21 protein-coding genes are annotated in these 18,946 nt (G+C 42.1%); 8 read left to right on the forward strand and 13 right to left on the reverse strand.

The window, feature by feature from the left end; genetic code table 11:
* Positions 1-253: 253 nt before the first annotated feature.
* Both V7K30_RS20570 and V7K30_RS20575 read right to left on the reverse strand, forming a co-directional pair.
* Positions 254-1,132: a M48 family metallopeptidase gene (locus tag V7K30_RS20570; protein ID WP_335002385.1), complete on the reverse strand. Its 879-nt coding sequence runs from the start codon at positions 1,130-1,132 to the stop codon at positions 254-256.
* A 394-nt stretch (positions 1,133-1,526) separates the two neighbouring features.
* Positions 1,527-2,639 carry a phospholipase D-like domain-containing protein gene (locus tag V7K30_RS20575; protein ID WP_335002387.1) on the reverse strand — a complete coding sequence of 371 codons (1,113 nt, stop codon included), beginning with the start codon at positions 2,637-2,639 and terminating at the stop codon, positions 1,527-1,529.
* Positions 2,640-3,110: 471 nt separating this feature from the next.
* Between V7K30_RS20575 and V7K30_RS20580 the strand changes: the two genes are divergently transcribed.
* Together V7K30_RS20580 and V7K30_RS20585 are read left to right on the forward strand one after the other, a co-directional pair.
* On the forward strand, positions 3,111-3,548 hold the full coding sequence (locus V7K30_RS20580) for a hypothetical protein (RefSeq protein WP_335002389.1): 438 nt from the start codon (positions 3,111-3,113) through the stop codon (positions 3,546-3,548).
* Between the two features lie 90 nt (positions 3,549-3,638).
* Entirely contained in the window at positions 3,639-4,985 is a 1,347-nt protein-coding gene (locus V7K30_RS20585) for a hypothetical protein (RefSeq protein ID WP_335002391.1), read from the forward strand.
* A 227-nt stretch (positions 4,986-5,212) separates the two neighbouring features.
* On the opposite strand, the gene V7K30_RS20590 is transcribed toward V7K30_RS20585, so the two are convergent.
* Positions 5,213-5,374 carry a hypothetical protein gene (locus V7K30_RS20590; protein ID WP_335002393.1) on the reverse strand — a complete coding sequence of 54 codons (162 nt, stop codon included), beginning with the start codon at positions 5,372-5,374 and terminating at the stop codon, positions 5,213-5,215.
* Between the two features lie 198 nt (positions 5,375-5,572).
* Between V7K30_RS20590 and V7K30_RS20595 the strand changes: the two genes are divergently transcribed.
* Positions 5,573-5,707: a hypothetical protein gene (locus tag V7K30_RS20595; protein WP_335002394.1), complete on the forward strand. Its 135-nt coding sequence runs from the start codon at positions 5,573-5,575 to the stop codon at positions 5,705-5,707.
* A gap of 6 nt (positions 5,708-5,713) precedes the next feature.
* A complete protein-coding gene (locus V7K30_RS20600) occupies positions 5,714-6,133 on the forward strand; it encodes an Hsp20/alpha crystallin family protein (protein ID WP_335002396.1) in 420 nt (139 codons plus the stop codon).
* A gap of 15 nt (positions 6,134-6,148) precedes the next feature.
* Here V7K30_RS20600 and V7K30_RS20605 read toward each other — a convergent pair whose 3' ends face one another.
* The gene (locus V7K30_RS20605) at positions 6,149-6,295 is read right to left on the reverse strand and encodes a hypothetical protein (RefSeq protein ID WP_335002398.1); all 147 of its coding nucleotides are present in this window, start codon (positions 6,293-6,295) and stop codon (positions 6,149-6,151) included.
* Positions 6,296-6,332: 37 nt separating this feature from the next.
* On the reverse strand, positions 6,333-6,971 hold the full coding sequence (locus V7K30_RS20610; RefSeq protein WP_335002400.1) for a MarC family protein: 639 nt from the start codon (positions 6,969-6,971) through the stop codon (positions 6,333-6,335).
* Positions 6,972-7,188: 217 nt separating this feature from the next.
* Between V7K30_RS20610 and V7K30_RS20615 the strand changes: the two genes are divergently transcribed.
* Together V7K30_RS20615 and V7K30_RS20620 are read left to right on the forward strand one after the other, a co-directional pair.
* The gene (locus V7K30_RS20615; RefSeq protein WP_335002402.1) at positions 7,189-7,392 is read left to right on the forward strand and encodes a hypothetical protein; all 204 of its coding nucleotides are present in this window, start codon (positions 7,189-7,191) and stop codon (positions 7,390-7,392) included.
* Positions 7,385-7,570 carry a hypothetical protein gene (locus tag V7K30_RS20620; protein WP_335002404.1) on the forward strand — a complete coding sequence of 62 codons (186 nt, stop codon included), beginning with the start codon at positions 7,385-7,387 and terminating at the stop codon, positions 7,568-7,570. The genes V7K30_RS20615 and V7K30_RS20620 overlap by 8 nt, the downstream gene beginning before the upstream one ends.
* Before the next feature lie 17 nt (positions 7,571-7,587).
* On the opposite strand, the gene V7K30_RS20625 is transcribed toward V7K30_RS20620, so the two are convergent.
* The 8 genes from V7K30_RS20625 to V7K30_RS20660 all read right to left on the reverse strand — a co-directional run bounded on the left by V7K30_RS20625 (position 7,588) and on the right by V7K30_RS20660 (position 17,081).
* On the reverse strand, positions 7,588-7,953 hold the full coding sequence (locus V7K30_RS20625) for a hypothetical protein (protein ID WP_335002405.1): 366 nt from the start codon (positions 7,951-7,953) through the stop codon (positions 7,588-7,590).
* Positions 7,954-8,130: 177 nt separating this feature from the next.
* On the reverse strand, positions 8,131-8,277 hold the full coding sequence (locus V7K30_RS20630; RefSeq protein ID WP_335002407.1) for a hypothetical protein: 147 nt from the start codon (positions 8,275-8,277) through the stop codon (positions 8,131-8,133).
* 193 nt (positions 8,278-8,470) lie between these two features.
* Entirely contained in the window at positions 8,471-10,309 is a 1,839-nt protein-coding gene (locus V7K30_RS20635; protein ID WP_335002409.1) for a 3'-5' exonuclease, read from the reverse strand.
* Between the two features lie 96 nt (positions 10,310-10,405).
* Complete coding sequence (locus V7K30_RS20640) at positions 10,406-11,635, reverse strand: UvrD-helicase domain-containing protein (RefSeq protein ID WP_335002411.1); 1,230 nt, start codon at positions 11,633-11,635, stop codon at positions 10,406-10,408.
* Positions 11,636-11,801: 166 nt separating this feature from the next.
* Positions 11,802-13,682, reverse strand: a complete 1,881-nt coding sequence (locus V7K30_RS20645) for a site-specific DNA-methyltransferase (protein ID WP_335002413.1) — start codon at positions 13,680-13,682, stop codon at positions 11,802-11,804.
* 41 nt (positions 13,683-13,723) lie between these two features.
* Positions 13,724-13,894: a hypothetical protein gene (locus tag V7K30_RS20650; protein ID WP_335002414.1), complete on the reverse strand. Its 171-nt coding sequence runs from the start codon at positions 13,892-13,894 to the stop codon at positions 13,724-13,726.
* 8 nt (positions 13,895-13,902) lie between these two features.
* On the reverse strand, positions 13,903-16,713 hold the full coding sequence (locus V7K30_RS20655) for a DEAD/DEAH box helicase (protein ID WP_335002416.1): 2,811 nt from the start codon (positions 16,711-16,713) through the stop codon (positions 13,903-13,905).
* Positions 16,714-16,832: 119 nt separating this feature from the next.
* Complete coding sequence (locus V7K30_RS20660; RefSeq protein WP_335002417.1) at positions 16,833-17,081, reverse strand: helix-turn-helix domain-containing protein; 249 nt, start codon at positions 17,079-17,081, stop codon at positions 16,833-16,835.
* 195 nt (positions 17,082-17,276) lie between these two features.
* Here V7K30_RS20660 and V7K30_RS20665 point away from each other — a divergent pair, with 195 nt between their 5' ends.
* Positions 17,277-17,477, forward strand: a complete 201-nt coding sequence (locus tag V7K30_RS20665; RefSeq protein ID WP_335002419.1) for a hypothetical protein — start codon at positions 17,277-17,279, stop codon at positions 17,475-17,477.
* Between the two features lie 535 nt (positions 17,478-18,012).
* Positions 18,013-18,945 carry an NADP-dependent oxidoreductase gene (locus tag V7K30_RS20670; RefSeq protein WP_335002421.1) on the forward strand — a complete coding sequence of 311 codons (933 nt, stop codon included), beginning with the start codon at positions 18,013-18,015 and terminating at the stop codon, positions 18,943-18,945.
* The last annotated feature ends 1 nt before the right edge of the window (position 18,946 follow it).

An 18,946-nucleotide genomic window follows, 5' to 3' on the forward strand; every position in this document is an offset into this window, starting at 1 on the left:
ACGTTCAATCGGTGAGGGGGAACTCATGCAACAGCGAATAGTCCGCACTTCTTTCTCTACGAGACGCAGCGCGTAGCTTGCTTCCACGAAGTGGTACGACAAAGCTCAGTGACCATCGCAGATATCGCTCTACTCAATTGCTTGGAAGTGTTGTCTGTGCTTTAGGTTCTCTTGAAAAGCCAAAGCCGATTCTGTTTCGTCCCTATACCCTATACTCGAAGCTGCAACTCCAGTTTTGGCTTTTCAACATAGTCTAACTATTTAACCTGGAACGAATTGTCGCTTTATAGTTGGTATTGCCTAGCCCAAGAGAACCATTACTTAAGTGGTTCTCAGTAATCAATTGGTTAAGAGTGCGAATTCGGTCTGGAGTGGCAGGATGAGTACTTAAAAATGCTGGCACTGAGCTAGAGTTAACGAGTTTCTGCATAAAAGCTGGCATTGCACTGGCATCGTAACCGGCTTTTGTAAAAGTGAACAGTCCCTTATGGTCTGCCTCAAACTCATGCTGGCGGCTTCCAGGTAAGTTCAATGCTAATTGAACTCCCAAATTAACGGCAGTGTTTTTGTTCAGCCCCACAGCACTAACAATTCCTGATTCGATGGCTTGCTGCTTCATCTGTTTGATCACATGCCGCGCCGCAATATGTCCCATTTCATGACCAAGGACGCTAGCAAGTTGAGCTTCATTGTCAGCTGCGGCTAGTAAAGCAGTGGTAACATAAACATAGCCACCTGTAGTCGCAAAAGCATTAATTTGTTTGTCCTTGACCACTTGGAAATGGTAAGGAATATTTGGACGCTGACTGTAAGAAACTAGGTGCTGTCCGACTCTGTTCACATATTGAGTAATCACCGAATCATTAATGAGATGGAACTGAGTTTGTAGAATCTGCTGATTCATCTGACGACCCAAGTCAATTTCTTGTCGATCAGAAAGATTGGACAGTTGAATAACTTGGATGCCACCAGAGAACAGGTCAAAGAATGAAGCATTAGCAGGCCATGCAGAAGATATAGCCCATATCCCGAAAGCTACAATCATCGAAATTATAGGGAATATCCATTGAGAACGATTGAACCAACGAGTGAAGCAGAATTTTTTGTGGTCATTTTTCATCGCAGTTAGCATCTAAGTTAAGGAATTTGAGTAAAGTTCATTCCTTTTATTTCAATCTGAGAGTGCTGTAAAGCTCTAGGTTTGACAAATTGATACCTCTTTATTAAGACTATCCTTAACTAAGATGGACGTGAGCACGATCATTAAGGTTGCCGTTTAATTTACCTTTTGTTTAGTATGACTTTAAGAGAGTAGCAGATTCAGGCAAAGGGTGACTATAGAATGAATTGCGCTAATGCCTGTCTCAAGTGAATTAAATCCTCAATCAAATTGTGGATGAAGAAGGCAGGAATATCTCAATTTTGTCAAGCAGTACATTCCTGAAGAACCGACCTCGGTGAAAAAAGAATCCGTTTGCCGCCCTGTAGGGTTTATTCAGGAGATAGTGATCCGGCTGTTGCTGTGACTATACTTTGCTATAGTGCGCCAGCAGTTGGTCAATGTAATCGCTATATTGCTCTGCCAAGCTCGGATCATGTAACACAACGATATTTTCAGCATTTTGTGTAGCACTGCGAGAAAAGTTAAAACTGCCACTCACTACAATGTTGTCACATACGACAACCTTATTGTGCATGAAATTATGCTTGCTATCTGGTTTATAAGGCTCAGAGTGCTTACCAACTAGATGGGATGACACCTCTTTAAAAGTTTCAGCAACACCGACACTTGCTTCAGCTTTGTGCCAAAGTTTCACCACATGAGACATTTGTGTAGCATCGTACACTCCACTAAAATCTTTCACCTGGTTGTGTCTGAGGGCATCATCAAGTGCAGCGAGAATTGCATGAGAAGTGATCATCATGGAAGCAATCTTGATTCGCTTTTTTGCTGAACCAATTAAGCTAGAAATGATGTGGTCGATAGTCTGACCCTCTCCTGGCGAGAAGGCGAAATCAACTTCTGTAGAACCAATATAAACTTTACCACTATCCCCAACACCTGTGCTCTTGATATTGCCACTGATCCACAATTCCTGAAAGTCAGTTTCATAGTACGAGCAAAGCTGCGGCGAAGAAATTTGCAATATATTGTTGTCTTGGTAAGTCCAAGCATCGTCTGTGAAATTGGCTGAACCAGTCCACAGAGTTGCTTCGCTGGTATTCACATCTCGAATGACATATTTATTATGCATCAGCTTTGAGCCAGCAATGCTCTCAATTTCAACTTGGGTTCCCTCAAATACACTTTCTAGGAATGCTTTGGTTCCTTTGGGTGCTGGATCACTGCCACTAGCAATGAAGGGATCAACTGTTTTAGTTTCAGGTTTTCCATGATCAAAGGCAATTCTCACTTTCACACCCGCTTGGGCTTTATTCTTAAGTGCTGTAATTACGGGTTCTGCAAGGGTTGGTTCTGTTAAACGAAAATCATAGATTGCAATGTGTAGATTTGACTTTGCTTCATCAACAAACTCGGCTAATTGCTCTGCAATCTTCTGTGGTTGCTCTTTCTTTCCACCATGATTTACGTCTGTTAAAAAAGTCGGATTAATTGCTGAACTAACTTTTTTCGACATAAGCCAGTTATTTTTAGTTATTTACTTTTACTGTACTCTATATTGATGAAGTAGTTTGATAAAAAACTAAAGTAAAAATATTAAATAAATCTGAAGTTTATCTAAAAAAAGGAGAGATTAATATTTGTTTATCCGGGGTTTAAGCTAAGTTTAAGCAGAGGAGTATAGCGGGTTAATTTATTTGGTTCTACCGCTCGCCGCCAGGATATTTATAGGCTGAATGCCTTTATTCAAGCATCTCTACCAGCAGCAGAATTAAAACCGATATCAAAAAACGTTGCTCCCGTTTTTTGTGGGTGGAGTAGTGGGGACATTGTTAGGATGCAAAGATTGTCAACAGCAATCACTAAATATTTAGCAGCAATTAGTAGATTTGTAAATTTGTATCTTATGTATACTTCTAAAAGGCTTGCTTCATGATTGACTGGAAACTGCCTAAGAAAACTTTCCAACTCTGAAAAGTAGCGTTTTATGAGCAAATTTACCAAAGCAACAGGATTCCTGAATCATCATCGTTTCAAGCATTCCTTGGGCGCACCACTAATTCGAGTAGTTGGCAACATTGAAAAATTGTTTCCGGCTCCAGAAAATCATCATGGTGCGAATCATCAGCATTTAATTTTAAGCAATATTCAGGTTGAGCATACTGAGGGATTTCCAGAAGGACTGGAAGTGAGCAATGAAATCTTTGTGGCTATTCGCTTTGGAGATAATGAAGGGTTAGTAGATCCAGTACCATTCATCGCAGGAGAACTAGCACGGTTACAGGGTGAATACATAGATGCATCTATGGCCTATGCGACTGAAGATAATCCCGGTTTGTCTGTACTACATTTTACTCATCATCCAGTGGGATTTGTAGAATTTCCGATTCGTAGTCAAGATTCACATGGGCCAATTTACACCTAAATGAGTTTGCGGTTGCCTCTAGGAAGTAAATTTTCCAGAGGCAACTGCAATAGAGGATTAATCTTTTGTAATTAAAGGCTGATAATCTTCATGAAAGCATCTCATATTCTATTATTAGTAAGTTTATGCTTGAGCTTATTATTGTTGCTCACACCTTTACGAGCAGAGGAGGAACAAGGCAAACTGAAAGGATATGATGTTATGAGCAATAACACCAACCAACAGATGTTGGGAGCGGGTAATACTGAAGCGATTAGGCTTGCTGAAAAATCCCCCCTAGTGCAGTCAGCGAAAAATTTTTTGGTAAATCAGACACAAGAAATAAAAGATGTCAAACTGAGAAAAGCCACACTTGATGCCATTGATAATCCCACAACCTGTATCATGCATAGATACGGATTAACTGATAGCAAAAAGCAAGAGATTGTACAGCAATTGCTCAAATCCGGCTTGGTAGATGCTGCTGCGGATACGACCTTTCCAGGTGGATTAATAGCTGGAATTTTCCCACCAGTAATCAATGATACTAGTGCGTGTCCTCAACTTCCTCAATCTTTTTTCTCTGCACCTGGGAGTGGAAATAACAGTCACCATGCTTATCCCGGAGGACTACCAATACATGAAGCGTTTAATAATATTAGTAATTTGAGCTTTGCAAGTAATTATCGGCTAATATATGGTCAAAGAAATCACAGTGGTTTGCCAATTGTCAATCCATATAGTCAAAGCAAAGTTGATTCAGATACTTATATCAGCAACGACCTATTAATTGCAGCACCGATTTGGCATGACTGGGCCAAGTCAATCGTCTTTCAGTGGAACGTGAATGGCACCGAGTTCCAGGAATTGAACTTCGGTGGGAATGGTAAAACAGACAACTACGGTGCGTCGGGCGATTCCAGAACTGGTAGTCATCACATTATCAGTTTAGCAGAGACGATGAAGCGAAAGTTATCGCCAGAGTTTGTGATTACTCAAGCTTGCGCTCACTCATCTCCCACTCTCGGTAACGAGTACAAAGTAGTTAACTGGTTACGTGCGGCTGCAATTATTGCTGGAATTGACCCCATAGCTCAAGGTTACTTATTCATGGATAAGCAAAACCATTTGCGTTTACCGATAGTCCGTAAGCTTGGTAGTTTCGCGCTAACTACAAATTCATCACAAACTAACTTCCTGGCTGAATATGCCTTGCATAACCTGTCAGATGCCGATTTTGTTTTATCAATTCCAGCTGTTACTACTGTTCAAGAGCAATTGAGAGCGATCGCTCCCCAGTTTGGCTATAATCCTATGGATACAACATATATTAAACAGTTTCGCAACCCTGTGCTAAGTTACTTATCTGCTGAACGATTGCTAATTATTTATGGTAATCGTGGGCTTGATGGTGTAATTGCAGAAATCCGAAAGCTTAATCAGAAAAAGATTATCTAGCGGGAGCGATGTATCTTTCAAATCTGCACTACAAAAATCAGTAAGCGCTCAATAATCCGGGGTAAATCGCTCAGTGACAAGCCTCAAATAATGTAAAATCGTTCCCAAACTGGTAGTTCGCCCCGATTTATTGAGCGGATACAAAAATCAGCCCCTTTCTCTTAGAGGATGAGGAGCGATCGCTACAACTGTAAATTGAGCGATCGCTCAAAAATAAATCAATTTCATTAGTAACTTGGCTCATCTCTGCCAATACCTAATTCTCTTAGCTTGGCTTTGACACTTGCCCAGTCTTGACCACAGTAGTAGTATTTCTTGTCCCGCAAGTTTGCCAAATAGTAACCAGACCTACCTCCATTTATGCGGAATAGCTCAACCAAAACTTTCATTTTGGTCAACCCGTTTCTTTCGAGCGTCGATTCTAAATAAGCATTGTAAAAAACCTTACCAGGATGGAAAACCAGCGCGTTCCCTCACGTTGGTAAATTTGGAGATAAAGGGGAGAATAAATTGATTGTGATTGCATCGGCATTTGCTAAAATCAAGGTGCATATTGCCCCTAGTGGCAAGCTAGGGGCTAGATTCATGTGTTATCTAGATTCGGACGTTGGTGGATTGTCTTCCTCTTCGTCCTCATCATTCATCTGGTCAAGAATATCGTCCGTAGTAGTCACGTCGATTTCTTAGAGGAAACAAGCGATCGCATACCACCGATTTTCTGACAAGAATTGAACACTTTAGAACCTCACATCAACGCCTTCTTTGGAGATACCAGAGTTCCATCTGCACGGTTTGACAGAGATTTTATCAAAGTTCCGGCGGCTGAACTACAAGAAACTGATGATGCGATTCATCTCAAGTTAGAACTACCAGGACTTGAAGCTAAAGACTTAGATATTCAAGTCACTGAAGACGCTGTTCACATTAGCGGTGAGCGCAAGTCCCAAACTAAAACCGAAAACAATGGCACTACCAAGAGCGAATTCTACTATGGTAAATTCCAACGTGTAATTCCTCTATCTGCTCGGATTCAAAATACCAATGTCACCGCAGATTATAAAGACGGTATTTTGAATCTGACACTGCCCAAGTCTGAGCAAGAAAAGAATAAAGTTGTCAAGGTTAATTTGGAACAACCTGCTGCCTAATTGGTTGTGATGAGACTACTCTACCGACAATAATTGATTGAGATAGTTAAAAGTCCAGTTATGAGATGACTGGGCTTTTTTGTTTGGATGTGATGGCGTACCCGCCCGCCAACTCTTCTCTACGAGAGGCTGCGCCAAGGAGACGCTGTTCGCGTTCGGCATCGCTCCCAACTTTTCCTCTACAGTAAAAGCAATATGATTATTTTACTTGAATATGGAATGCATCTTTCAATAAGGAAATAGAACCATCAGAAATAAACCGTACACCAATTGCGAGGATGAAAAAACCAAAAACTCGATTTAAGGCTCCTATACCATTTTTTCCTAACCTCTTAATCAGTGGCTCTCCTAAGACGAGGCACAAGTAAAGGCTAATTCCGATTAAAACAATTCCCACTAAAGATTCTAGATAGTCTACCCAATCATTAAAGCTAATCGATAAACTCGTTACTACCCCAATTGCTCCAGGCCCACTGACCAATGGTACTGCCATTGGTGTAAAAGAAATATCCTCTTTATCTATAGCCTCATCATTTTCTGATGGAGTTAGCCGTTGACGAGCTGTAACCATTTCCCACGCTGTATGAGCGACAAGTAATCCGCCAGCCACTCGCAACACCTGAAGTGAGATTCCAAAAAATTCTAGTATCCATCTGCCAGCGACTAAAAACACAGCTAGAACTAAAACTACATTTGTGGCAGTTTGTTTTGCCTGCTGATGACGCTCAGATGATGTTTCCCTCGCTGTTAAACTGTAAAAAACCGGAACTGCACCGATTGGATTGGCGATTGGGAAAAGAGCTACGAAGGTTGCTAATGTATTTGGAATTAATGACATGATCAACTTTTGGATATCTGGGTTCCCTAGAAGCAGAGTTTAGCAGACAGTCAAGGTGCGGTTGTACCCACTTTATTACTTTTACGAAAAAACGGAAAAACTTACAAAAACTGGCGCAAAAAGGCGATGGCATGGCTCAATTTGTCCAGGGTAAAGAGGAAACTCGCAATCGGGGCAACCGTTTAAGTAGACTGGTGATAGCGAAGGGCTGATGAAAATGTCTGATAATTTACCTTTTCAAAATCCAGACCAACTACAGCAATGGCATCAGGGTATAAAAGATGCCAACCGCAATAATATTTTTTGTCATTGTCGTACTTGCGGCTATGAGTGGATGGATTCAGTGTTTGACATTAAGTGTGTTAAATGCAACAGCAAAGATGTAGAAAGTATTTCATCTTGGCAGTTTCCAGATGATTAAATCGAAATGCTTATTGAATAGTGCGATCGCCTGGGTGTGGGGCAAGCTTATGGCTCATCAATCAGCGCCACTATTTATCTACTACACTGACAACTCTCGTAACAGCGCCTCATTTATCCTTTGTGCCTCTTCCCCACTAGTTTCTGTCACATCAAAGCCTTCTTTAACTGCTGCCTGAACTTTGGGAGGTAGTGCTTAAAATTTCTCGTTGTTGAGTATGGAAATGCGGCAACCGACATAAGGCATAAAATCAACTAATGGCTGCATTCCAGATGTAATCAACAGTTTTGATAACGACGTAATGGGATGGTAGGGTTTATCGTTGTCAGAACTGCTGTTAATTTCGGATGCAAAATAGCCACACAGCCAACTGAGGCTATCAATATCTTTTTCTAAAGCTGCAACTGTACCATCTAACACTTGCTGGTTGAGCTTTACAGGTAGATTATCAAAGATGCTGTCTAAGGCTTCTGGACTGCGTTGGTGGCAGTAACGCACCGCAGATTCAATAAGTTTATCGATTTTTGTAGGTTGGCGTTCCCCAAATCCTTTGCCAGACATGGTAGTGGGTTTGTGTGATTGGATATGGAGATTTTAGCAGGATTGGGAATTTAAGGGGTGAAGAGAGAGCGATCGCTGTTGGTTTTCTTCTAAGAAAAAGCTGAAATTACAGCGCCATGTTCAAAAGTTCTGGCAATTTGGCATCACTTGTCTCTGAATTGCCATTTAAATGAGATATCAAGAGAAGGCAACAGTCACAAATCGCCAGTTGTTGACCCAAAGCTGTAGAAGAACAAGAGCAGCCAACCCACAGCGCTCGGTCATCGCTTCTCTACGAGACGCTGCGCGAACGCCACAACTGGCTAGTAATGTACTAGAAAACACATAGTAAATCTGCGTAGTTTACCGCCGTAGGCATCGCTTACCCGCCTGCTTTATAGCGATCGCTCCTCTTTTCCTCTAAGAATTGGGTGGCGGCGATCGCTACGACTGAGTTCTCTCATTTTCTAGTTGCGATGGCGTACCCGCCCGCCTTCTCTACGAGACGCTCCGCGAACGGCATCGCATGGTGTTTCCTCTAAGAATTTATTTTGGTTGTCACCTTCTCTAATACTGTCTCCAAACGGCTGGTAAATTCTGAGGAGCGATCGCTTGTCAGAATTAGTTGCTCAATTGCTCGTGTCATCGCCACATACAATAGCCGCGCTTCTTCTTCTGGTGTATTGTATTGATGAGGCATATAACCAATGCCAGGAATAAGCACCACTGGGAACTCTAACCCTTTGCTGGAATGCATGGTTATGAGTTTAATGCTTTGCTTGGCTGGGTTGTAATTGCGGCTGTCACTATTGGCATTTACCCACTCTATTGGGATTTGCTCTTGCTGGAATTGGTTGTAAATTTCCTCGCCCATAAAGTTGGAGCGGTAGATAATTGCTATTTCGTTCCAGGGAATATCTCGCTCGTGCAATTGTTGCACTCTATCGGCTAGGTAATCTACCTCGTGTTTAAAACTGGGTAAACGGATGAGGTCTGGTTTGGGGCCTTGCCGTCCGGCACTAGCAGGTTCTAGCAACATCACTTGGTCATCATCCCCGATGGTAGGGGTCATGACTTCTTTAGCAAATTCATAAGCCACCCCTAACACCTGCTCTGTGTTGCGGTAGTTGAGTTTGAATATGGTGGTGCGTCCCTGTGCCTGAATGCCCACGCTCTTAAAGCTAAATTTCTGATTGTGTTTTTCACCGTAGAGGTTTTGGGCATCGTCATACAGGATAAGCAAAGAGTTGGTTTCGGGGTTGACCATCTGAGCAATTAATTTGAGCCACTCTGGTTTAAAGTCATGTCCCTCATCCAGCATGACAGCGCCATAAGTGCCAGCAGGTATCAACTTGGCATCAACGGCGCTAATTACTCTTTGAACCAGTTCTTCTATATAAGCTTCACCTTGATACTCCCTAGATTCAGGTCTGGGGATATTATACTTTTTGAGTAAATCCATGCACCACCCATGAAAATGCCGCACTTTGATGTGATTGACTTTCTTTTTATCTTGGATAGTTTGCCGGAGTTTGGCAGCAAGAGAGACGTTGAAGCATAGCACCAAAATGGGTTTATTACTGACTTGAGCAAGATGCTGGCAACGGTAGGCTAAAATCATGGTTTTCCCAGAGCCAGCCACGCCATGAATTACCCGATGTCCATCACCTAGACTCCGCGCCAACTGTTCTTGCTGCAAGTCCATAATTTTGAGAATGTCTGGAATTTGCAGATGTGGTGATTCTTCAGTGGCAGTGTCAACATCAAGCAAAGATAACTGTTTGGCACTAATGCGTAATTCTGGGAAGATATGCCAACGGATTCTATCTATTTGGCTGCTGGTGAGGGTCTTACCAAATTGATATGCTGATAAATCCCAAAGTCGTTGCTGAAATTCCCCTGCATCTGTTTTTGGAAGCATTTCATCTTTGCAGATAACTAAATGTTCCTCAAACACTGCTGGTAGTTCAGTTTCATTGAATGCTTTGCGGGTGATGTTGGTGAATACTACGCCGTAACCGTAGGGGATGACCAGCTTACCTTGGTAATTACCTTCTTGCTGCACCAGGGCAGAGTCTTTTTCTAGCATCTTGTTGACTGCTAGGGCATAATCTCTGGCTTGTTGTAGTGGATGTTTAACTTCCTTTATTCCATTGTCAGTAAGCAGTGTGACTGTGGAGGGGTTGATACTCTGAATAGTGTCTAACTTCCAGTCTTTGACTTCAAGGATGAACAAGCCCCGGCTAGGATGCAGCACGATAAAATCTGGGTGCAACTGCTTTTTACCTACTGGCACGTCATACCAAAGTAAATAGTCATCCTCTAATTTTTCCTCCAAACGCTGGGCTAACCTCCTCTCGCCAGGGGTCATTCGCATTGAGCAGCTATTAAATGAGGGAATTAGAGTAGCCATAGGTAGATGTTTACAGGGTTTTTTAGGGGTGCGATCGCTACAAATAGCAAGATGACTTTTTTAGTCCTCACTCTCCAACTGTTCAGGAGCATTTAGAGCATTTTCCATACTGTCAACAATTGAATTCTTGGAATCATACAGCATAACTAAGTGATCTCTTGCCCTAGTCATGGCTGTGTAAATTCCTGCTTTTTCTTGAAAATCCTTATCTAGATCATCTGGGTATTCATCAGTTTTATCTAGTCCAGCAATGATAACTGCATCAAATTCAACACCTTTTAAGGCATTCCAAGAGTCAACAATTACAAAAGGTCTATCCACCACATTCATATCTCTGTCTGTAGAACCTTTGGGGGCATGGTGTTCAATATTTAGCTTTGATAATTCTGCGCTAATTGCATTCTTTAGTCTCCAATTCTGTGGATGCACCAAAACACCAATTGAAGATTCTTTATGACTTGATAAGGCAAGTTTGACTTGCTGTGCAATTTTAGCTGGCATCGCTTCATCAGAAATTTGCAATAAAGCTGGTTTAATATTTGAACTTCTGGAATTTTTCTTTTTGGGTTGAATAATATCGCCTATTCTACCTCCAGCTTGTTCTTTTTTAGAAACTTTCATATTGACTTCTGATAAGGCTTCAAGTATAAATTCCCAAGCCAATTCTAGAATTTCAGGGGAGTTTCTATAGTTAACATCAAATATTTGAGAACGCCCCACAACATCAATTCCCAGTTTTCGCCATGTCCAATCTTGTTTTCTTCTGTGAGATTGTCCATATACTGATTGAGTATTATCGTAGACAAAAAATAAAGATTTTGTATTATCATCTAAAATTTCTAGCAAAGCACGAAACCACTCATCATAGAAATCTTGAGCTTCATCTACTAAAATAGCTTGATATTTTAATTCTGAATTTCTAGCTAAATCTATAATTTGCGCTCTGGCTTCATCATTTTTATCAAATTTATAATCATACTTTAAATTACGATAAGCCCAACTGTGAAAAGTGTTGCAAGTTACTTCCTTGCTAATACCTTTTTCTCTGAGCTTTGATTTGAGCCATCCACTCATAAAACGGTTATAGCTGAGAATTAAAATGTTATCAAATTCATCAATTATTTTCTCGACTCTATTTCTTAAAACTAAAGATTTACCAGAACCAGCAATACCCCGGACAAGAGCGTGTCCCTTGGTGTTCATGTTTCTGACTTTAGTTTGTTCTTTATCTAAATCTTCTCTTAGCAGTCTTTGATTAACAGTTTGTTGAAAATCAATCCATTGTCCCATGATTTTTACTCCTTCGCTTTTTTAGATGTACTTAGTATTAGTAATTAGGTTCTATTCATGGCGCGACTAATGTCAATCCAATAGCCAATGTCAGCAGGGTTTTCGATATTCCTAGAGGATTCGATAATCTCTGCGATCGCATAATGCAAACGCCTGTACTTATTCGCTACTTCACCTCTACCGTTGCACTCGCATCATTACCGAAGACATCAACCAAACGAACTGCGATCGCACGTTTCCCGGCTGGCAGTTCTGGGCTTGCAGCCATAGTTACCACAGTTGATGCCTGTTTCCCATTCCCCCGGATAGCTTGCCAAATAGAGCGGAAGGTTTTTCCGTCATAGTCCCAATCAATTGCCCAGTAGTCGATTAAAGCTGCAAAATTATCCTTAATAGCCCTGCGGAGTTCTACCTGCTGTGCTTCTGGAATGGGATAGTTCATCAATACATAGCGGTCAATCTTCAAAGTAATAACTACTTTGCCATCACCAACATTGCTTACCTCTGGCTTGCTGACTTTTAGGTAGGGCTTTTCATGAAATGTAATTTTGTCCCGTAGACTGTCTAACTCAGCTTCATTCTTAGCTTTCTTAAGATAGTTGTAAATTTCTGGGGGAATGGTCAAGGGCTTGATGTTCACCTTAAGCGGGGTTCTCAACGCTGCTTTTCGGTTTTCTAGTTCGGTGGTGAAGTTGTAATCATAATCCCAAGCCAATATCACCAGTGTCTTATAGCCTGTACCGTCAAGAATTTCAGCCTCTTGAGCCAGTTCGATTACTTTTTTTGCGGTAACGGGTCTGTCTGGATAGCCTACATACACTAGTTCAGATTCTTGTCCATCGGGGGTGTGACTTCCAAGGTCGGGGCGATCGCTTCTGGGCGCTGCTCCGTATAGCTTAAGGATAATTCGCTGCATCTCATTGATTTTGCTACCAGAAAGATAAATCATGTGACGCTGGTAGTTGCCGATATTTTCTAGCAGAAAGGGTTTAGCGCCTTGATTGACTAGGCGATTGCGAGAGACTTGAATACCAACCTTGTCCAGGTTGCAACCAATCCAACGGCGGTTTAGTTTTTCAGCTACTGCCATTGTTGTGCCACTTCCGCAGAAGAAATCGGCAACTAGAGAATTTTCATTGGATGAAGCTTTAATGATGCGTTCTAGAAGAGCTTCTGGTTTTTGGGTAGGGTAGCCAAGATATTCATTTGCCTGAGAATTAATTACATAAATATCATTCCATAAATTTTGAATAGGCTGCCCTTCGTACTCATCCAAAAAAGTTTTTCTTCTAATTCTTTGTGATTTGTTAGAAGGAAAATATAATTTTCCTTTTCTATCCCATTCTTCCATAGTTTCCATTGAGAATGCCCAACCTTTAGCAGGCGGTTTATATCCTTTGTATTCATAAGTTAAACTTGAGCTTGGAGTAGATGAAGGATTAGTAACTGGGTCACGACTGTAAAGCCTTCCATCACCATCATCATAAACAAATCTCTCTTTTATATATTCCTTAACTTCTTCTGATTCTTTTGATTTAAGTGGATGAAATATAAAATCATCAGATTTCTTAAATAAGAATAGTGTGTCAGTTACAGCACCATAGCTTTTAGAGTTATTCAGCGCACCACCACGACGCTTCCAAATAATTTCGTTGACAAAATTTCTAGCACCAAAAACTTCTTCAAAAAGAATTCTTAAATGACTGTTTACTCGCCAATCACAATGCACATATATACTTCCACAGTCACTCAATAATCTTTTCATCAACTGCAAGCGTGGATACATCATATCCAAGTATGAATCTATACCTGTCTCCCACGTATCAGTATATGCTAGTCGCTCAATTATGCTAGCTTCTTTTTCAACTTGCTGACCCTCTATAGTCATTTCGTAAGAGTAATCAGCATCACTATTAAATGGTGGATCAATATAAATTAAATCAATCTTACCAGCGTACCCCTGAGATAAAAGTGCCTGCATAGCAAGTAAGTTATCGCCCCAAATTAAACGATTTTTTTGGAACTTATTCATCTCATCAAATGTCATAATATATTCCTTTTATCTAGGTTTAATTTATTAGCTACTTCCTACTCTGGAATTACAAATAAAGGAATATTACCCTGATACTGTTGAGGATTGGGAATTACAATTTCAGCAGTTTGGAATTCAATATCTCTGGGATTGGGAGCGCGTTTTGGCTTTGTATCCCATATCATTTTTACTGAATCTTTTCGACGGCGGTTAGTTGGTTCAGTCATAATTCCTCCTAAATATTCAAGCTCAATTCACCATAAAGCCCGGCAATTAATGCCTCTCGTTCCATTCGCATTATTGGCAGCAGGGCATTAAAGGAACCCCCTTCATTTGCCTCAAATACGCTCTGCTTCAGGATGATGTACTCCCACTCTTGAGGCTGCAATCCTGGCGGGGTTACTGTAGAAGCAGCCTTACACCAAGCAACAGCAGCCTGAGCCTTTAAAGCTGTGCTAGGGTCGCCTATTAGATGGTCGCCCTTCGTCTCAAACAAAAATATCCGGTCAGCAGTTTTAACCACAAAATCTGGTTCATACTTGCGCTGAATTCCTCGGTCATCTCGCCACGCAATAATTAAATCGTGCTTCCGGTCTAACTTGGCAAATGCTAGAACTTCTGGGGATGGATTCAGCAGTTTGCTGATAATCCGCCGCTCAAATCCCCCGTTAACCGTTTGCACAGCCTGATAGGGATAAATGCAGCGCTGTACAGCTACCATGTTCGACTGTCGCATCAATAGCCGAGAGACATCAGACAGCTTGCGCCATACTGCCCCAGGCTGATACTGCAAGTCACCTGTTGCCCGTGCGATCGCAGAACGGATTTGTTTAACAATAAAGTCAACTATCTGCTGACTTTGAAGAACTAGATAGTTATCAGGGTCAGTAAAATCAATGTCTTCGGTGAATAGCCAACGGCTAATATATTCATCTGCTAAAGCCGCAATCTCAGAACTGAAGGCGGTCAGGTGCATCATCTTGCCTGACTGTGTAACCGTCCTAGCTATTTGCTGAAGGAAAAAGTTGTAATCAAAGTAATCGTTTTCTAGTACCCAAGTCTTAGCCTTAGTTTCTGTTTCAACGTGAACATCAGTTATTAGTGTCTTGGCTGACATCTGTTTTTGCAATGAAAACTTTACTGGGTAATGCCCCAAAGAATTCACTTCAATATCAGCTAAGTTGGGGATAGGGGTATTGTCAAAGATTTGTATCGGCCAGCAAATGTCATACTTGGGAATTCGTAAAGTATCAGCATCTACTACAACTAAATCACCCGCGGCCTTTTGTCCCGAACTGTCACCTGAGCCAACAGTGTAACCCTGCGATCGCAAGTAGTTCTCGTAAAAATCCTTAAACTTGGGGTGTTCCACCAAGAACAAACAATCAAAAGCGTTGCTGGGTTGTTCCCGGTTGAGAAGTTGCTGCCGTGCTTCTTTCTTTAGGTCTTGAATTTGGTCATACTCAGGTCTATAAGTTGGAAACATCACCCGTAGACCACGCCCAACAACTTGCTCTAGCAATAGGTCAGCTTCACTAGCTCGGAGCATGACAATTACACAGATATTGTGACGGTCAAAACCTTCTCGAACTGATAGCACCGACACCACCACTCGTAGAGGTTTATTGTCGTCGTCAATGTCTTCTAGCTTTACCTCAGCAGTCTTATAATCAGCGTCTTTTAAGTTGGAATGGTAAACGACCACCCGCTCACTGTCGTAGTAATTACCATCTTCATCAGGTAAGGCAGCGAAGTGTTCCCCCACACGGTCAGCAACATCCGTTTCCTCAGCTAATACAAGCATTACTGGCTTGCGGTTAACTCCATTAACTTTGAATTCCTGCGTCAGCTGCTCTAGTTTGGATTTGCCAATCTCCAGCATGATTTTCTGACCACGGGACAAACCGATAATTTCACCCCGCTTTCTGCCAGAAGCTGGTGTGCGTTCTGCCCTGAAGTCCAAATCAGCTAAGTTAGCCCCCTGGCGCTGTTCCAAGAATAGCTGCTTAACCAGCATATCTGTTGAAGCTTGGGGTAAATCGTAGTCATAGACAATATGAGGGAAGTAGTCTTTATTGTCTCCACTGCCATAAAAGGGAGTTGCTGAAAAATCAATCTGCTGAAAAACTCGGTATGGGGCTGACTCATGACGCTCTTGTTGGCATTGGTTTAAGAAAGTCATAAACCGCCGCCAGATTAGCTCCTCATCTTTTCCTGTTTCCAAATTAGGTTTTTTGGTAGCATGGACGTGGTGAGCCTCATCATTAAGAACGCAGATATCAGGATATTCAGTCAGCAAGTCTGCGATAATTTCTGCTTTAGGAATTTCCTCACGTTCCCCCATAAGTCCTTCCCACAGTGACGGGTTATCCTTGGCAAACCGGAACTGCTGCCAATTCGTCACCATTAGGAACGGGCCATCGGTGAGAGTGAGATTTTCTCTAAAGTCATCGGGGGTATATAGCTCAAAGTTAAAGCGATCGCGCCATCGTGTACCAGGAGGTACAAATAGCGACTGACTTAGGTCAAATTCAATAGATGCTAAAATTCGCTTCTGTACTTCCCGTCCAGGGGTGACAATCAAAAAGCGGCTGGTAAATAAACCAGGACGCTCATTGTTTAGAGCGTTGAAGTAGTGCCATACTATGAGCGCATTCAGCACCCAAGTTTTACCGCTACCCGTTGCCATTTTTAAGCAGTATTTGGGAAAGCTAATCGGGTTCAGTTCATCCTGTAATCGTTTTGAGCGAGTAATTGCCTGAACTGTAGGACTTTCAGGGGCAAACTTCTCATACAGCTGATACGGGTTTTTAATCCTTAAAATTTCATGGCAGTAGATGATAGTTTCAATCGCCTGCTGCTGGCATTGATGGAACTGCGGGCCGTCTCTGTCTTCTTCAAACCAGTAGCTCAAAAGTTCTAACGTAGTCTGAGTGACACCAGCCCAGCCTGTGTTTTGCCATCCTTCTACCTCACCTTGTAACAGGATAGGAATCAGTAGCCCAATAGTGTTGGCAGTATTGGCTCTGCGTTTGGCTTGTACCATTTATTTATTTGTAGATATCCCCTGAACTAAATCCAATTACTGCGATAAGCCTATGGCATGGCTAGAGCCTCCGGCACGCTACGCGATCGCTTACCGCCCACAACAAAACTAAACAAGCATTAATTCGGCAAATACTTAGCCAACAAATCCTGACCCTGAGCGCCCATCTTTTCCAACATCCCCTCAATCTTCTCCATCGCTAACGGTGAGGGTTTAGAGCGTCCATTTTCCCAACGGTTGATTGTGCTATATGTCACACCCAACTGGGCTGCAAACTGTTCTTGCGTTAGCCCGAAGGCAAGCCGCAAATCACGAATGATCCGCCCCACCTCTGGCTGTTTGATGGCCAAGGGTTTTTTGATAGTCATTTACTTTGAAACTTTACCTTCTAGCTTAAGCAGCCGATGCTGTATTATTTGCTATACATTAACCATGCAAAATCTCCGATTGCATCAGTAAATACGCTTACTTTATGTTTTTATAGTAAAAATTTCTTACTTTAATGAAGGGAATTTTTTAAGTGATGCCGAACTTAAATTCTTAGAGGAAAAGTTACTAGGAGAGTGCGATCGCCTGGGCGTGGGCGTAACGCCATCGCCTGTGTGGTTTCAGGTGATAAATCGCCTCCATCAGATCAAGCGAGGAAACATCAAAAAGAGCGATCGCCTAAAACAGATAAAAACTGGATAGTATTATGCCCAGGTTGTGGATGTTGGTCATGGGGAGTTGGGGGGATTGGGGGCGAGGCGATCGCTTGCATCTAGAGCGGCGTGTGGAAAGAGCGTTAGACCGAAAAGTTTTCCAGAACCCTTACCAGTCGTTCATTCGAGTTGAGAAACACAATTTGCCTTAGAGTCTGGTTTTCGAGGAACGAGCGTTGTTGGTGGGTTAAGAGTGCAGTGCAAGCGATCGCGCAGCCCCTTAAAGTAGACATCGCGATCGTCAGCCCCAAAACGTCGGCTGAAACCCTGATTCTTCCGTCAACAAAAAAAAGTTTTCGATCTGTAGTTGCGCTTAAGCAAATCTAAACTTTTTCATAAAATACCTGCTGTACCCTTACTCAGCCATACTTTCAGGATTCAACAGTGATTGTTTATTTTTAATTGCTAGTTAATCAGCCCAAAAGTTTGAGGAATCAGTCAAGAAGCTACTAACGAAACATCCGCAGTGGCAAGTTGCTTGCGTGAATTGGTGCTGGTTGAGTGTGATGCTAAAGTAAAATAATGCTAGAAGACCAGAAAAACCCAAGGAAGTCTATATAGACTCTGACCAACTCTCAGTCACACCCAACAAAAACTTATGACTAGAGCGATAAATCGACAGTTTCTATTAGCTGCTCGTCCCGTTGGTGACATTAAAGAAACCGATTTTGAGTACCGAGAAGAGCCAATCCCCAGCCCAAAAGATGATGAGGTGCTGGTACGTGTTATATATCTGTCACTAGATCCGACCAATCGGATCTGGATGAGCGATATAGAGCAGTATATGCCTCCTGTTGAAATTGGGGAAGTTATGCGTGGCGGTATTATAGGTGTGGTTGAAGAGTCCAAAAATCCCAATTTTAAAAAGGGAGATTTGGTATCAGGGATGCTAGGCTGGCAAGATTACGCGATCGCTCTTGGAAACAGTGGCTTTTCGCTCACGCGATTACCTGATCCTCTGCCTTGTCCGCTCAACGCATTTGCTGGGCCACTGGGAGCTACTGGTTTTACAGCTTATTTTGGGTTATTAGATATAGGACAGCCCAAAGTTGGAGAAACTGTGGTCGTTTCAGCCGCAGCAGGAGCAGTTGGTTCCATTGTTGGACAAATTGCCAAGATTAAGGGTTGTCGGGTAGTTGGTATAACTGGCAGTGATGAAAAGTGCCGTTGGCTTACAGAAGAACTTGGCTTTGATGCAGCGATTAACTATAAAACTGGAGATTTAGAAAAAGCATTAGCTCAAGCTTGTCCCAATGGAATCGATGTGTATTTTGACAATGTTGGCGGAATAATCCTTGATGCCGTCTTAACCAAAATTAACCTGCACGCCCGTCTGCCTTTATGCGGTTTAATCTCAACTTATAATGCTTCAAAGCCTGTTCCTGGCCCATATAATTACAGCCAAATTCTCATGAAACGCGCTGTCGTCCAGGGATTTATTAGACCAGTCCTAAAACTTGCAAGCAAGTATTTACAAGGCTTTGAAACCAATCCTTGCAGCTTTTCTTTGAACGTAACAATTAGGGTTTGAT

The sequence above is a fragment of the Nostoc sp. genome (assembly GCF_036917655.1).
Classification (GTDB): Bacteria; Cyanobacteriota; Cyanobacteriia; order Cyanobacteriales; family Nostocaceae; genus Nostoc.

Excerpts from the sequence above, each read along its gene's own strand:
- V7K30_RS20570 (WP_335002385.1), bottom strand. The coding sequence starts at position 1,132 with ATGCTAACTGCGATGAAAAATGACCACAAAAAATTCTGCTTCACTCGT.
- V7K30_RS20575 (WP_335002387.1), bottom strand. The coding sequence starts at position 2,639 with ATGTCGAAAAAAGTTAGTTCAGCAATTAATCCGACTTTTTTAACAGAC.
- V7K30_RS20580 (WP_335002389.1), top strand. The coding sequence starts at position 3,111 with ATGAGCAAATTTACCAAAGCAACAGGATTCCTGAATCATCATCGTTTC.
- V7K30_RS20585 (WP_335002391.1), top strand. The coding sequence starts at position 3,639 with ATGAAAGCATCTCATATTCTATTATTAGTAAGTTTATGCTTGAGCTTA.
- V7K30_RS20590 (WP_335002393.1), bottom strand. The coding sequence starts at position 5,374 with ATGAAAGTTTTGGTTGAGCTATTCCGCATAAATGGAGGTAGGTCTGGT.
- V7K30_RS20605 (WP_335002398.1), bottom strand. The coding sequence starts at position 6,295 with ATGCCGAACGCGAACAGCGTCTCCTTGGCGCAGCCTCTCGTAGAGAAG.
- V7K30_RS20610 (WP_335002400.1), bottom strand. The coding sequence starts at position 6,971 with ATGTCATTAATTCCAAATACATTAGCAACCTTCGTAGCTCTTTTCCCA.
- V7K30_RS20615 (WP_335002402.1), top strand. The coding sequence starts at position 7,189 with ATGTCTGATAATTTACCTTTTCAAAATCCAGACCAACTACAGCAATGG.
- V7K30_RS20620 (WP_335002404.1), top strand. The coding sequence starts at position 7,385 with ATGATTAAATCGAAATGCTTATTGAATAGTGCGATCGCCTGGGTGTGG.
- V7K30_RS20625 (WP_335002405.1), bottom strand. The coding sequence starts at position 7,953 with ATGTCTGGCAAAGGATTTGGGGAACGCCAACCTACAAAAATCGATAAA.
- V7K30_RS20635 (WP_335002409.1), bottom strand. The coding sequence starts at position 10,309 with ATGCGAATGACCCCTGGCGAGAGGAGGTTAGCCCAGCGTTTGGAGGAA.
- V7K30_RS20640 (WP_335002411.1), bottom strand. The coding sequence starts at position 11,635 with ATGGGACAATGGATTGATTTTCAACAAACTGTTAATCAAAGACTGCTA.
- V7K30_RS20645 (WP_335002413.1), bottom strand. The coding sequence starts at position 13,682 with ATGACATTTGATGAGATGAATAAGTTCCAAAAAAATCGTTTAATTTGG.
- V7K30_RS20650 (WP_335002414.1), bottom strand. The coding sequence starts at position 13,894 with ATGACTGAACCAACTAACCGCCGTCGAAAAGATTCAGTAAAAATGATA.
- V7K30_RS20655 (WP_335002416.1), bottom strand. The coding sequence starts at position 16,713 with ATGGTACAAGCCAAACGCAGAGCCAATACTGCCAACACTATTGGGCTA.
- V7K30_RS20660 (WP_335002417.1), bottom strand. The coding sequence starts at position 17,081 with ATGACTATCAAAAAACCCTTGGCCATCAAACAGCCAGAGGTGGGGCGG.
- V7K30_RS20670 (WP_335002421.1), top strand. The coding sequence starts at position 18,013 with ATGACTAGAGCGATAAATCGACAGTTTCTATTAGCTGCTCGTCCCGTT.